The following is a 14,812-nucleotide window of genomic DNA, read 5'->3' as shown; positions in this document are numbered from 1 at the left end:
GCCCTGGATACGTCCGATCCGGACATCCGGCATGCGCTTGATCAGCCGGCGCCCTCCGCCAGCAACTGGCGCAGTTCCGGCACGCATGAACCGCAATTGGTTCCCGCCTTCAGCCGCTTGCCTATGGCCTCGACACTGGTGAGACGATGTTCACGAATGCCCGCCTCCAGCGTGCGCAGGCCCGACACCGAAGCAGGCACAGACGGTCCGGCCCGCCGCTTCCACCGCCCCGGCCGGCGCGCCGCTCAACAGTGTCCCGCGATCGGTTGCGTCCAGGACCGGCCTGTCGAACAGCTCGCCCAGCCAGTCCCGGGCCGGCAGCGCGGTATCCGGGCCGATGAACAGACACAGGTCCAGACAGCCGTCCGCCAGGCGCGCGGCCCGGTAGCGTCCCGCGGCCGGGTCGGAAAACTCGACCCACTCGCCGTCGCCCGTGGCGGCTCGCAGGGGAGTCACGAGTGCCTCCCAGCCCTGCCCCGGACGACCGGCGATCTCGTAGCGCCACAGTCCCTCGGCAATGCGCGCCCGGCACCAGTAGCCGGCCGCCTCCATCTCCAGGACGTTGCGAGTGAGAATGAATCCGAACCACTGCGGGCGCCAGTCCTCTATCCTCACCGGGGTGTGCTTGAACTCCGGCTGTCCGGACACCGGATCGGTCTCGGGATTGATGAGGACATCGACTGTCGGCAGGCTGGAATGGCGGCCGTTCCAGTGAATGGGGGCGAAGACACTGCCCTGGCGCTGATCCCGGCTGACCCGGACCCGCAGCACCGCCTCGCCCCAGCGGCTCGTGACCTTCGCCAGTCCCTCGTCAGGGATCCCATAAGCCATCGCATCGGCCGGATGCACCTCCAGGCAGGGCTCCAGCGTATGCCGGGACAGCCGCGGTGATTTGGCGGTGCGGGTCATGGTATGCCAGTGATCGCGCACCCGACCGCTGTTGAGCACCAGCGGATATTCCGGATCAGAGGCATTGACCGGATGCACAAAGGTCACCGGGACGAATTGCGCCCTGCCGCTGGCGGTATGGAACCCGCCCTGCGCGAACAGCCGCGATGTACCGTGGCCGTTTCGGCCGGCAACGGCCATTTGCCTGGTTCGCAGCGCCTCGTTTTTCGACTCAGCTCCAACGACCGAGTCACTGATATCGAAGTGCCCGCGGCTGCCGGCTGTCTCCAAAGTCCCACCCCCCGGACAGGGCGGGCGGTTTCGGGGACGGCGAAGAGTCCGCGGGGCGAGGTATAGGGGAAAGGCGCGCCGAACCCAGCGCCTGCGCCAGCCGGGTGGATGATCCACCAGTCGGCTCTGACCTCCCCGGGCCGCGGGCAGAAAGGCACGCTGGCGTGAATGCGACTCCGGAATTGGTCAAGGTGCCGGACTGTCCTCGCCCCGGCAGCGCCTGCAGCAGTACGTCGGCATGGACGGTGGTAATCCGTTCCGGACACAAGTCCGCGAACCACCAGAAACTCGCATCGCCTCGAGACGCGGCCGCACAGCACGCATCCGCATAACTGACTGCGGGATTGGTCCCGCCAATGATCCACAACTGCCCTGACCCTGCCGTCTGCCACAGGCATCGAACAACAGCTCCCCGCCTTCAGACCCCGGTCTGATCGGCAATGAACGGACTGTCCAAAACCGTGCACGCAGTCGCGGTGTTGCGGGTGTCCAGTGCCATGTGAGCCGGCCACTGGTTTGGCCAGGCCAACCACTTCCCGTCCGCCCTGGCGTTTGGCTGACCGTCACGAGAAGGGACCAGCCGAGCGGGCCGGCCGATGCGCCCGAGTCCAGCAATGGCAGTTGGATGATGCCCGTTTGACCTTGTCGGTAACCCGCAAGAAGGACTGCTTCACCCCCTGGAATACAGGTAACGGTGCGCTCCGGATCGGCAAACAGATCGGTAGAACTGCTTTGAGGTCGGCTCCTCGAGGCCATCAGGAGCGATCGGCGATCACCGTCAGCGACGAGGCCGGGCGCTCCTCTCCGGGCGCAGGCGGCTTCACCCCCGGGGTTGGTTGGCGATTAAGTCGTCGTCATGGCGGTCCGACATCGGCGAGAAACTGCAGGCATCCCGTTTAACAGCATAGTGTCGGTTCCCGGCACGGATCGCCAGATGCAGGCCCGAATATCACACTGGCGGTACGCCGGGGATCGATCACCACGACCTTGAGGCCGGGCCGCTCGCGTCTGGCCCTGGCGATGCGCTGAAACAGCACGGGGTGACACCAGGCGATATTGGAGCCCGACGAATGACCAATCGATCCGACAGGTCCCAGGCCTCGTAACAACAGCCCGGTACGGTGTCGGGCCGAAGGCGCGCTTTGACCGCCACCGCGGAGGGACTTCAACAGGCCTCGAGTTGGTGTTGCGATGTTGGCCGAACCGATGGAAGCCCCTCATAGCTTGTTTGCAACGTAGTAATCCTCGGGCGCACTGCCCCTCAAAACATAAAAAGGCGATCGCCCGCCTCCGGGCCGTACTGCCGGCGGATGTCACTGAAACGCCTCGCCACCGTATCCAGCGCCGTCTCCCTCGCAGCGCCGCCCGCTATCGCCGGATACAGCAAGGCGCCCGCCAGATCAGGGTCTCGGCCGCCGGCGGCCCTTCGAACAAACAACAGCCGTCCCGCGATTGGCGTATGTGAGGCGGTCGCCGGCGGGACACTGACCACGCCGTCCGCCTGCGGTGTCGCGCCACACCCGCAGCCGACGCCGCAGTAGGGACAGGTTTGTATCGATCGCATTGGTCCGGCACAGGGAGATCCATTGGATCACGAGACCGTAACCGACGGCCCCGTCCTGATGCTCACATCGATTGGACAAGCCGGTCTGAGGCTGCAGCGACAGGAATTGAGCCCTCCCCCAGCCGCCGGGATCGCTGGCGGCAACAGCCTCGCAGGCGCGACCACCGCCTCGCCGTCTGTCCAGGTGAATGTTCAGTCGTGCAGCGGACATGCCACCCGCCGCCCATGGACGAGCCCTGGACAAGAGGGTTCACCCTTGGTGCGGGGGGCATCGGTCTCTGAGTGCAAAGACCCCGCGTCTCCACGGTCCCGGAAAGACCGCAATTTCATCTCCCGGGGCGCCGTACGACCACCGCGCCACCCAGCCGGGGGAAGCTAGTCGACTCCCACCTCCAGCCAGTTCCGCTGTCCCAGGCCCTTATGTCTTCTGGCTGTTGCAACAACTGCTCCTTACTTACTCGGTCATCACCAACCACCCCGGTCGCCGGTACACCAGCGGCGAACGGGATTCAACCGACCTGCTGCAGCGGCCGGAATTCGTGGGCATCGGCGCCCTCGGCCCGCGCCTTCCAGGGATCGACCTGGGCGTAGCGCTGAGACTCCAGAAAACGCCCGGCCAGAGCCCCGCGCCCCTTCGCATCCTCCACAATCTTTGCCTTGACCCAGGACAGTCCGACCCGCTCGATCCAGGGCGCGGTCCGTTCCAGGTAATGGGCATTCTCGCGATAGAGCTGCAGGTAGGCCGCGCAATATTCCATCACCGCTTCCGGTGTGGCGACGTGGCACAGGTAGTCGGTTGCCCTGACCTTCACCCCACCGTTGCCGCCCACATGCAGTTCCCAGCCGGAATCCACCGCCACCACGCCGAAGTCCTTGATGGTGGCCTCGGCGCAGTTGCGCGGACAGCCCGACACCGCCAGCTTGACCTTGTGCGGCATCCAGGAACCCCAGGCCATCTTCTCCAGATCGACACCCATCTGCGTCGAGTTCTGGGTGCCGAACCGGCACCACTCCCTGCCGACACAGGTCTTGACCGTACGGATCGCCTTGCCGTAGGCGTGCCCGGACACAAAGCCGGCCCGGCTCAGATCGCCCCACATGGCCGGCAGATCCTCCTTCTTCACCCCCAGCATGTCGATGCGCTGACCGCCGGTGACGTGCACTGTGGGCACCTCGTATTTTTCCGCAATCTCGGCCAGCGCCCTGAGCTCGGCCGGCGTGGTCTCGCCGCCCCACATGCGCGGCACCACCGAATAGGTCCCGTCCTTCTGGATGTTGGCGTGCACCCGCTCATTGATGAAGCGGGACTGGTAATCGTCCTGGTACTCCGACGGCCAGGCACAGACCAGATAGAAGTTCAGCGCCGGACGGCACCTGGGACAACCGTCCGGGGTCTTCCATTCCAGGAATTGCATCACGGCCGGGATGCTCTTCAGTTCCTGTTCCCGGATGACCCTGCGCACCGCGTCGTGGGAGTGCTCGGTGCAGCCGCACATGGGTTTTTTCGCCGGCGCCCGGGAGTAGTCCCCGCCGACCGCCTGGGCCAGAATCGCCTCCACCAGGCCGGTGCAGGAACCGCAGGAACTCGACGCCTTGGTGTGTGCACGCACCTCGTCCAGTGTGAACAGCTGGTGCTGTCCGATGGCCTGGACGATCTCGCCCTTGCACACACCGTTGCAGCCGCAGATCTCGGCCGAGTCCGGCAGGGAGCTGACCCGCTGTTCCTCACCGTGACCGGCATCGCCCAGGTGGGCCTGGCCGAACAGGATGTTCTCGCGAAAATCGCTGATATCGGTAGCGTCGCGCATCAGCTCGAAGTACCAGGCACCGTCGAGGGTATCGCCGTACAGCACCGCACCCTCGATGCGGTTGTCCTTCAATACGAGCTTCTTGTAGACACCCCGGCCCGGGTCCTGGAACACCATGGTCTCGGTCGTATGGTCGCCGTTGAACTCGCCGGCCGAGAACAGATTCACACCGGTGACCTTGAGCCTGGTCGAGGCCACCGAACCCTCGTAGCGGGAGTAGCCGAGCCGGGCCAGGTGGTTCGCACACACCCGGGCCTGTTCGAACAGGGGGGCAACCAGGCCATAGTTCAGACCCCGGTGCTGCACACACTCGCCTACGGCATAGATGCAGGGGTCGAAGGTCTGGAGGGTATCGTTGACCACGACACCCCGCTCGCAGTGCAGGCCGGTCTTCTGCGCCAGCGCGATGTTCGGGCGGATACCTACCGCCATCACCACCAGATCGGCAGGCAGTTCCGAACCGTCCCTGAAACGGACCGCCTCCACCCGCTCCCGGCCCAGGATGGCCTCGGTCTGCGCCGGCATCAGAAAACGCATGCCGCGCCCCTCCAGCTCGGCCTTGAGCAGGGCCGCGGCCGGGGCATCCAGCTGTTTCTCCATCAGGCTGTCGAGCAGGTGCACCACCGTGACCTCCATGCCCTGCTTCTTCAGCCCGTTGGCCGCCTCCAGACCCAGCAGGCCGCCGCCTATGACCACCGCCCGGCCCCTGTCCGTGGCCGCTTCCAGCATGCGGTCGACATCGGCGATATCACGAAATCCAATCACGCCGGGCAACTCATGGCCGGGCACCGGAATGATGAAGGGCGTGGAACCGGTGGCCAGTATTAGACGGTCATAGGTCTCGGCGGTGCCGTCATCGGCGACAACCAGGCGCTGACGGCGGTCAATATCGACCACCGCTTTCCCCTTGTACAGGCGGATGCCGTTGTCGGCATACCAGACCTCGTCGTTGAGCATGATCTCCTCGATGCCCTTCTCGCCCGCCAGTACCGGGGACAGCATGATCCGATTGTAGTTGCCGTAGGGCTCGGCGCCGAAGACGGTGATCTCGTACAGATCCGGCGCCAGTTTGAGCAGTTCCTCCAGCACTTTGACACCTGCCATGCCGTTGCCCACCAGTATCAGTTTCTCTTTCATGTCCGTTCGCCTCTGCCTGAATGTCTGTGGATCATTGGCCCGTGGCCTGTTCGTGGCACGCCCCGCCGGTCTCATCCGACCCCGGATTCAGGGTCCGCCAGGTGGCCAGTTCGACCACTTCGTGGGAAAGGGAAAAACCCTTGATGTAATCGATGACCTCCCGGGGATCGAAACGCCGGCCGTCCATGAAACTGTCTGCGCCCATCTCCACCGGCGGATTTTCACTCTCAAGCCACCACCGGTCGGTGTGCCTGCCTTCACAGCGAGCGTCCAGATGACTGACCGGCATGCCGAGCCTGCCCGCCGCTTCGCGATACAGGTCAGGCCGATAGACGGACGCGACGATATCGTCCAGTGCCTGCGGCTGGGTCACCTGGCCCCAGCGCAGCATCTGACTGAGGAACCAGGTGGCATGAGAGCGCCAGGGCTGGTTGGCCAGATAACGATGGAACACCGGCGCCCTGAGTTCAGGCTGTACGCCCCCCGGGGCGCTGCCCTGCAGCGACATCGCCAGCACCTCCTCCGGGCTGTCCACATATTCGGGGCGACTCAGGATACGGCAGGCCTCGTCACGGTTTACCGGCGCATCCAGCCAGCTGCACGCCTCCAGCAGGGCCATGAGAACGGCCTGGTGGGTGCGGGGATAGGCCTCGGCCCAGGCCCTGGTCACGCCGAACACCTTCTCCGGATGGTGATTCCAGATAGCGTGGGTCGTGGTCAGCACACGGCCGATGCCGTCGCTGACGGCCTTGGCATTCCAGGGCTCGCCCACGCAGTAGCCGGACAGACTGCCGTCCCGCAGGCGGTCAACCACATACGGCGGCGGCACCACACGGATCTCCACATCCTCGTCCGGATCGATACCGGCGCTGGCCATCCAGTAGCGCAGCAGATAGTTATGCGACGACTCGGGATAGACCACGCCGAACTGCAGCGGCGGCTCCCCCCGGGCCCGTCGCTGCCGGATCACCTGTGCCAGCGCGCTCGCCGAGCCCTCCGCTGTGGCCAGGTCCTGCCCCTCGACGGCTTGCAGCAGGGCATACAACGAACTGGATACGGTGACGGCATTACCGCCAAGGCTCAGCGACATGGCTGTCACCATGGGCTGGCACTGCTGCTGCACGGAGGCTGTCAAGGGCATCGCGGCCAGCATCTGGGCGCCGTCCAGCACGCCATAGCAGACCTTGTCGCGGATACTGGCCCAGGACGATTCCTTCGACAGCTGCACGCTCAGGCCATGCTTCTTGAACATCCCCTTTTCCCGGGCGATCACCAGCGGCGCACAGTCAGTCAGGGGCACGAAGCCGAGCATGACCTCGTGCTTCTCGGGTTTGATGCTATCCCGCCGGGGCCTGCCCCCCGGAATCCGAACGACCTTTGAGGCCCCTCTCGGCGAGACAGCCTTGTGTCGTTCATGCAGGAAGCGCACAACCTCGGCGCGATACTGGTTGTAGTCGCCGTCATCGGCGAGATCCAGTCGGTCGCGCGGGCGCGACAGCCCGACATCCAGAATATTGCCGATCGTCGCCGACGGGCCGTTGCTCATCATCACGATACGGTCCGACAGCAGCACCGCCTCGTCGACATCGTGCGTGATCATGATGACCGTATTGTTCAGGCTTGCATGGATATCCATCAGCGAATCCTGCATGTGGGTACGGGTCAGGGCGTCCAGCGCCCCGAAGGGTTCGTCCATCAACAGCACCTTGGGCTGCATCGCCAGGGCCCGGGCGATACCGACGCGCTGCTTCATGCCGCCGGAGATCTCGTCCGGACGCCGATCCAGCGCGTGCGACATCTGCACCAGTTCGAGGTTGTGCCGGGTCCATTCGTCACGTTCATGCCTCGACATGGACTTTCTGAACACCTGATCAACGGCCAGGCGGACATTGCTGTAGACGCTCAACCAGGGCAACAGCGAATGGTTCTGGAACACGACCGCCCGGTCGGGACCGGGATCGGTGACCTCGCGGCCTTCCAGAATCACGCCGCCCCTGCTGGCATTGAGCAGCCCGGCGACTATATTCAGCACCGTGGACTTGCCGCAGCCGGAATGTCCGATCAGGGTAATGAATTCGCCCTTATCGACCCGCAGGTTGACCTCGTCGAGCACATTCAAGGGGCCCTTGTCGGTCGGGAAGGTGATCCCCACATGGTCGATATTGAGGTATGCACTCATTATGTTGCCTCCCTTGTCATTGCAATGCGGGGTTCACCGCAGCACCAGACTCTTGTCCCAGCTTACCGCCCGCTGCAGCATCAGCATCAGACGGTCGAGCATAAAACCGACAAGGCCGATCACCAGTACCGCCACCATGATGCGCGACAACGACTCCGAACTTCCGTTCTGGAACTCGTCCCAGACGAATTTCCCCAGGCCCGGGTTCTGCGCCAGCATCTCTGCCGCGATCAGGACCATCCAGCCGATGCCGAGCGACAACCGCAGGCCGGTGAAGATCATCGGGGTGGAGGACGGCAGCACGATCCTGGTCGTCTTGGTGAACCAGTTCAGACGCAGCACCCGGCTGACGTTGATCAGGTCACGGCTGACGCCGGACACACCGACAGCGGTGTTGATGATGGTCGGCCACAGACAGCACAGCGTGACCGTCAGCGCCGAGTTCAGAAATGACTTGGAGAACATCGGATCCTGGCTGACGTACAGCGAAGAGACCACCATGGTGACCAGCGGCAGCCAGGCCAGCGGCGAGACCGGCTTGAACAGCTGGATAATGGGATTGAAGGCCTCGTACAGGGTGTTGCTCAACCCGATGAGGATACCGAGAGGGATGGCGATGATGGATGCCAGGATAAAGCCGCTTGCCACCGTACCCAGGCTGGTAACGACCTGGGAGATGAAGGTCGGATGGCCGGTATAATCCCGGCTTCGCATCCGCTCGATGCGTTCCTCAGGCATACCGGCCGCACGCGCCTTGTCCACCCGCGTCTCGAGCCGCTGGTAAAAGTCAGCCTTCCGCGCCTGTTCGGACTGGTATTCCTCCCACAGCGCCCCGGCCTGCTGCATGACAGCGACCGGACCGGGAAAGACGCCCAGTGATGTCTCAACCTGCCGGGCCCCCACGCTCCACAGGCCCATGAAAATGGCCAGCGCCAGCACCGGAATCACCAGGGAATGCACCAACCGGACAACCGTTTTTCCGGTGCTCTGCGCGGACAGGCGATCGAACAAACGGTCTTTCAGGGGCAGATCGAAGGTCTTTCTGCTGCGGATTGCCAGTATGTTCATCTGTATATCTCCGAACCGAGTTGAACCGACTCAGATCCTGTCCTCGCCCTTCATACCGATCGGGAATTGCTCCAGGTAGGCGTTGGGTCGGGTACCATCGAAAGTGATGCCGTCGATGAATTCCGTCTGCGGCGCCCGGAACCCGCTTTCCCTGGCAAAGTCCGGGAATTCATCGGCTGTCATCACGCCCTCGGCGATCAGGGCTTCGGCGGCCTGCCGGTAGATGTCCGGGCGATAGACCTTCTTCGCCACCTGCATGTACCAGTCGTCGGACTTGTATTCCGATATCTGGCCCCAGCGGCGCATCTGGGTGAGATACCAGACGGCATCCGAGTAGTAGGGATAGGTGGCGTTGTAGCGGAAGAACACGTTGAAGTCCGGAATCTCACGCTTGTCGCCCTTCTCGTACTCGAAGGTGCCGGTCATGGAGTTGGCGATGACATCGTAGTCGGCACCGACATAATAGGGCCGGGACAGTATCTCCACCGCCTCTTCGCGATTGGCGTTGTCGTTCTCATCCAACCACCGCGCGGCCCGTATCAGCGCCTTGACCACACGCACGGTGGTGTTCGGATACTGCTCGGTAAAGGCGCTGGCCATGCCGAAGACCTTTTCCGGATTGTTCTTCCAGATCTCGTAGTCGGTGATGACCGGCACACCGATGCCCTTGAACACGGCCTGCTGGTTCCAGGGCTCGCCCACGCAGTAGCCGTAGATGGTGCCTGCCTCCAGCGTCGAGGGCATCTGCGGCGGCGGTGTGACCGACAGCAGCACATCCGCCTCCAGCGTGCCGCTGGTGTCGCCCTTGTGGGGTGCGTAGTAGCCCGGATGCAGCCCGCCGGCGGCAAGCCAGTAGCGCAGTTCATAGTTGTGGGTCGAGACGGGAAAGACCATGCCCATCTTGAACGGCTTGCCCTTCTGCCGGTAATCCTCCACGACCGGCTTGAGCGCCTCGGCGCTGATGGGATGCTCCGGCCTGCCGTCCCCGCGCTTCGGTACATTGGGCTTCATCTGCTCCCAGACACTGTTGGAGACGGTGATGCCGTTGCCGTTGAGATCCATGGAAAAGGGCGTGACGATATGTGCCTCGGTGCCGAAACCGATGGTAGCCGCCAGCGGCTGGCCGGCCAGCATGTGGGCGCCGTCCAGCTGGCCGTCAATGACCCCGTCCAGCAGCACCTTCCAGTTCGCCTGCGCCTCCAGGGTGACGTACAGACCCTCGTCCTCGAAGTAGCCTTTCTCATAGGCAATCGCCAGGGGCGCCATGTCGGTCAGCTTGATGAAGCCGAACTTGAGCTCATCCTTTTCCGGCCAACCGATTTCCGCCTGCACCGGCAGGGACGCGAGCCCGGTTGCCGAGATCAGGCCGATGACTCCAGCCGTGTATCTGGCCGCACGCATGAGCCCGCCGTACAGGCGGGGCAGCAGGGAATGGTTCTGGTCTGTCATGTCATCACCCTTTATTTATGCCAAAAAAAAGCGCCCACATTTCCAGCCGAGACTGAAAACATGGACGCCGTTGTCCGAACGACCGCCGCCGGGGCGTTAATCGCTGCAGCAGACCTTCGGTGGCCTGCAGCCTGTCGCTATGGAACACGCATCGTTGCGCGCTCTCACTTGGTCTGATTATTCAGCACAATACATGCCAAAAACATAGCCTCCTGATTTACTGATTAATTTCCATTTTCGCATTCCGGAAAGGCATACCGCATGCACACCGGTTGTGCGGTTGGATACGGTCAAACACCCTGCCTGCACCAACTTCGAACCTGATCGGGAACAACAGGCCACCGCCTATTCATCTCCTGCCGCTATCCGAGCAGATCTACCGCGGCCAGCACGGTTCTGGCGATATCGACCAGCTTACTGTTGCTGTCCATCGCCTTCCTGCGCAGAAGATCGTAGGCCTCGCTTTCATTGAGACCCCGCCGGTCCATGAGTATGCCCTTGGCGCGATCGATCAGCTTGCGCTCCTCCAGCGTGGTACGAGTCTGCGCCAGCTCCTGGCGCAACTGCTGGAATTCATTGAACCGCGCAATGGCCACTTCCAGGATGGGCCGCACCCGTTCCCGGCTCAGGCCGTCCACCACATAGGCACTCACGCCGGCCCGGACCGCATCGCGGATCATGTGCGCATCATCGTTGTTGGCGAACATGACGACTGGCCGCGGATGGGCGTCGTGCAGGGTCCGCATCTGCTCCAGCATATCGCGATCCGGCGAGCCCATATCGATGATGACGATATCCGGCGCAACAGCCTCCACCTCATCATAGAGATTGATCCCCGCACGCACCCTGGCCACGATCTCATAGCCTTCGGCACTGAGGGCGTCTTCAAGCAGGTTTGCACGGGCCTCGCTCTCATCAATCAGCATTACCGCGGTTTCATAACTGAAGCACTGCCACGAAGGTTTAAGACTGGGACTTACAAGCTCTGTGCCATACCCGATACATGCAGGCATGATGCATTTAAATCATGCACATAGCCTGAACACGATTCGGGGCAAGCCGGCCTGCATGCACCGCATGAGGGAGCGGCACCAGGCAACATGACCGGCTTTGGTGCACACCGGGCCGCAGGCACGTGAGCAGCCGCCGGAGAATGTCTGCACCGGAATGGAATCATGAATTCTTCACGATGAATTCCATATGCTTGCAGGCAGTGCAGCTGCACCGGCATAGTGCTTGCTACGCGATTACGCAGGCGCCCACCCGTGGCTCGCCGGAATACACTGACGTATTTCAGTGCAACCCAATCAGGTAAACGACAGATGCTGGACAATACCCTCACCATACTACTTGCCGGCGGCGTCGGCTCCCGCCTGCAGCCCCTGACCTCGGACCGGGCCAAGCCGGCCGTGCCCTTTGGAGGCAAGTACCGGATCATCGACTTCTCGCTCAGCAACTGCCTGCACTCGGGGCTGCGCCGCATACTGGTGCTGACCCAGTACAAGTCGCATTCGCTGAACAAGCATCTGCGCGACGGCTGGTCCATCTTCAACCCGGAACTGGGCGAATACGTCACTGCGGTCCCGCCGCAGATGCGCACGGGGGAACGCTGGTATGCCGGCACGGCCGATGCCATCTACCAGAACCTCTACCTGCTGGAGCGCAGCGGCGCCGAACAGGTACTGATCCTGTCGGGGGACCACATCTACCGCATGGACTATGCCGCCATGCTGCGCCGGCACCGCGACAGCAACGCCGATGTCAGCATCGCCTGCATGCAGGTGCCGCTGGCCGAGGCCGGCAGTTTCGGCGTGGTCAGCGTGGATGACGGGCAGCGCATCACGGATTTCCACGAGAAGCCGGAGCGAGCGACTGCGCTCCCGGGCCGGCCGGACACCGCTCTGGTCTCGATGGGGATCTACGTCTTTTCCATGGGATTACTGCAGGAAACACTGCATACCGATCACGACCTGGCCGATTCCAGCCATGATTTCGGTCGCGACATCCTGCCGCGCCTGATCCGCGAGCACCGGGTCCAGGCCTATCCCTTCGGCGGCGAGACCGGGCGGGTCTCACCGGACCGCTACTGGCGCGACGTGGGCACCATCGACGCCTACTATGAGGCGAACATGGAGCTGCTCAAGCCGATGCCGGCGCTGAATCTGTACCAGGACGACTGGACCATCCGCAGCTACCAGCCCCAGACCCCGCCGGCACGCACGGTGCCGGGCAGCTCGGGCAATGAGGGGATCTTCATCAATTCCATCGTCGCCGGCGGTGCGGTGATTGCCGGCGGCAGCGTGCAGCACTCCATCCTGTTCCCACATGTCTTCATCGACGACGAGGCGCAGATCCAGGGCTCCATTCTGTTCGACCGGGTGCGGATCGGTGAAGGCGCGCGGCTGCGCAATTGCATCGTCGACAAGGATGTACGGATTCCGCAGCAGGCACGGATCGGTTTCGACCCCGAGGCCGATCGGCAGCGTTTCAGCGTCTCGCCCGGCGGCATCGTGGTCGTACCCAAGGGCTATCGCTTCGAGGATCCGCCCTGACCCGGGCGGGAAATAAAAAAGAGGGATGCAGGGCATCCCTCAAGTCATAGTAGAGGAGAGACAATGGCTGCATGCGCGCGTTGCACCTGCAGACAGTCAGTGTCTTTCAGGTTCCGTGCCAGCTTTGGCCATCAAGCAAAAACATGAGGTTGGAACAGCCGCACCTGCAGGGAGGCCACAAATCCGCACCACAGGTGTTCATCTGCGCCAATTGAAGGTGCATGTAGGTCGGGTTAGCGGAGCGTAACCCGACCTACGTACTGCATCAATGCTCACGGGTGGCATGGAATTCCACCTCGGGGAAACGCTCCTGCGCCATCTGCAGATTGACGCGGGTGGGGGCGATATAGACCAGCTCATCGCTCTGATCCAGGGCCAGGTTCTCGTAGGCCTTGTCACGGAACTTCTGCATCAGTTTGTCATCATCGCACCCGACCCAGCGCGCGGTCGCCACCGAGATCGGCTCGAAGGCGCATTCCACCTTGTACTCGTCCCGCAGCCGCTGGGCGACCACCTCGAACTGCAGCACGCCGACCGCCCCCAGGATCAGGTCATTGTTGCGCAGCGGCCGGAACAGCTGGGTCGCGCCCTCCTCGCACAGCTGATCCAGCCCCTTCTGCAGCGCCTTCATGCGCATCGGGTCCCTGAGCACGGCGCGGCGGAACAGCTCCGGGGCGAAATTGGGGATACCGGTGAATTTCAGCTCCTCGCCCTGGGTGAAGGTGTCGCCGATGCGGATGGTGCCATGGTTGTGCAGGCCGATGATGTCCCCGGGATACGCCTCCTCCACCTGGCCGCGCTCGGCGGCCATGAAGGTCATGGCATTGGCCACCTGCACGTCGCGGCCGATGCGCACCTGGCGCATCTTCATGTTGCGGGTATAGCGCCCCGAACAGACGCGCAGAAAGGCGATGCGGTCACGATGCTGCGGATCCATGTTCGCCTGGATCTTGAACACGAAACCGCTGAACTTCTCCTCGTCCGGCTCGACCACCCGCAACATCGGTCTCGTGCGGTTGCGGTGGGGGGGCGTATTCGAAGTAGTCCAGCAGTTCCTGCACGCCGAAGTTGTTGATGGCCGAGCCGAAGAACACGGGTGTGAGTTCACCGCGCAGATAGGCCTCGGGATCGAATTCGTTGCTCGCCCCCTTGACCAGCTCGATCTCCTCGCGCAGTTCGGCGGCCTGACCGCCGAGTACCTGGTCCAGCTCCGGATTGTCGAGTCCACGGATCTCGGTGACATCCTGACGGGTGCTGCCCTTGCCCGGCTGATACAGGTGCACGGTATCCTCGAGCAGATGGTAGACGCCCTTGAAGCGACGCCCCATGCCGATCGGCCAGGTCACCGGCGCGCAGCGAATGCCGAGCACCTCCTCGACCTCGTCCATCAGCTCGATGGGTTCGCGGCCCTCGCGGTCCAGCTTGTTGATGAAGGTGAAGATGGGCGTGGTGCGCAGCCGGCACACCTCCATCAGCTTGATGGTGCGCGCCTCCACACCCTTGGCCACGTCGATCACCATCATGGCCGAGTCCACCGCGGTGAGCGTGCGGTAGGTGTCCTCGGAGAAATCCTCGTGGCCGGGGGTATCCAGCAGGTTGACGATGCGTTCCCTGTACGGGAACTGCATGACCGAGGAGGTCACCGAGATGCCGCGCTGCTGCTCCATCGCCATCCAGTCGGAGGTGGCGTGACGGGTCGACTTGCGGCCCTTCACCGTCCCGGCCAGCTGGATGGCCCCGCCGAACAGCAGCAGCTTTTCGGTCAGGGTGGTCTTGCCGGCGTCGGGATGGGAGATGATGGCGAAGGTGCGGCGCCGGGCCGCCTCGCGGGCGATGTTGGACATAGTACTGGGATCGTCTCGGTGCTGGCGCAGAA

The 14,812-nt window shown here is 63.3% G+C and carries 8 protein-coding genes and 1 pseudogene; 1 reads left to right on the top strand and 8 read right to left on the bottom strand.

The window, feature by feature from the left end; translation table 11 throughout:
- Positions 1–41: 41 nt before the first annotated feature.
- The 7 genes from D6C00_RS16765 to D6C00_RS11945 form a co-directional block, all read right to left on the bottom strand.
- On the bottom strand, positions 42–188 hold the full coding sequence (locus D6C00_RS16765; RefSeq protein WP_158675403.1) for a (2Fe-2S)-binding protein: 147 nt from the start codon (positions 186–188) through the stop codon (positions 42–44).
- The gene (locus D6C00_RS11970; RefSeq protein WP_158675402.1) at positions 151–987 is read right to left on the bottom strand and encodes a molybdopterin dinucleotide binding domain-containing protein; all 837 of its coding nucleotides are present in this window, start codon (positions 985–987) and stop codon (positions 151–153) included. Before D6C00_RS11970 ends, D6C00_RS16765 begins: the two co-directional genes overlap by 38 nt.
- Positions 988–3,252: 2,265 nt before the next feature.
- A complete protein-coding gene (gene nirB, locus D6C00_RS11965) occupies positions 3,253–5,688 on the bottom strand; it encodes a nitrite reductase large subunit NirB (protein ID WP_125181918.1) in 2,436 nt (811 codons plus the stop codon).
- 31 nt (positions 5,689–5,719) lie between these two features.
- A complete protein-coding gene (locus D6C00_RS15815) occupies positions 5,720–7,867 on the bottom strand; it encodes a nitrate ABC transporter ATP-binding protein (RefSeq protein WP_125181917.1) in 2,148 nt (715 codons plus the stop codon).
- A 33-nt stretch (positions 7,868–7,900) separates the two neighbouring features.
- Positions 7,901–8,935, bottom strand: a complete 1,035-nt coding sequence (locus tag D6C00_RS11955) for an ABC transporter permease (RefSeq protein ID WP_125181916.1) — start codon at positions 8,933–8,935, stop codon at positions 7,901–7,903.
- Between the two features lie 30 nt (positions 8,936–8,965).
- Positions 8,966–10,336: a CmpA/NrtA family ABC transporter substrate-binding protein gene (locus D6C00_RS11950; RefSeq protein ID WP_206609613.1), complete on the bottom strand. Its 1,371-nt coding sequence runs from the start codon at positions 10,334–10,336 to the stop codon at positions 8,966–8,968.
- Positions 10,337–10,746: 410 nt separating this feature from the next.
- The gene (locus D6C00_RS11945) at positions 10,747–11,310 is read right to left on the bottom strand and encodes an ANTAR domain-containing response regulator (protein WP_241546860.1); all 564 of its coding nucleotides are present in this window, start codon (positions 11,308–11,310) and stop codon (positions 10,747–10,749) included.
- A gap of 357 nt (positions 11,311–11,667) precedes the next feature.
- On the opposite strand from D6C00_RS11945, the gene glgC reads away from it, so the two are divergent.
- A complete protein-coding gene (gene glgC / locus D6C00_RS11940) occupies positions 11,668–12,936 on the top strand; it encodes a glucose-1-phosphate adenylyltransferase (protein WP_255416789.1) in 1,269 nt (422 codons plus the stop codon).
- A 265-nt stretch (positions 12,937–13,201) separates the two neighbouring features.
- Here glgC and D6C00_RS11935 read toward each other — a convergent pair.
- Positions 13,202–14,780 (bottom strand): annotated as a pseudogene (locus D6C00_RS11935) (peptide chain release factor 3).
- Positions 14,781–14,812 lie beyond the last annotated feature (32 nt).

The organism is Thiohalobacter thiocyanaticus (genome assembly GCF_003932505.1).
GTDB lineage: Bacteria > Pseudomonadota > Gammaproteobacteria > Thiohalobacterales > Thiohalobacteraceae > Thiohalobacter > Thiohalobacter thiocyanaticus.
The sequence above is the reverse complement of the archived record's forward strand: the minus strand, read 5'-3'. Positions and strand labels throughout refer to the sequence as shown.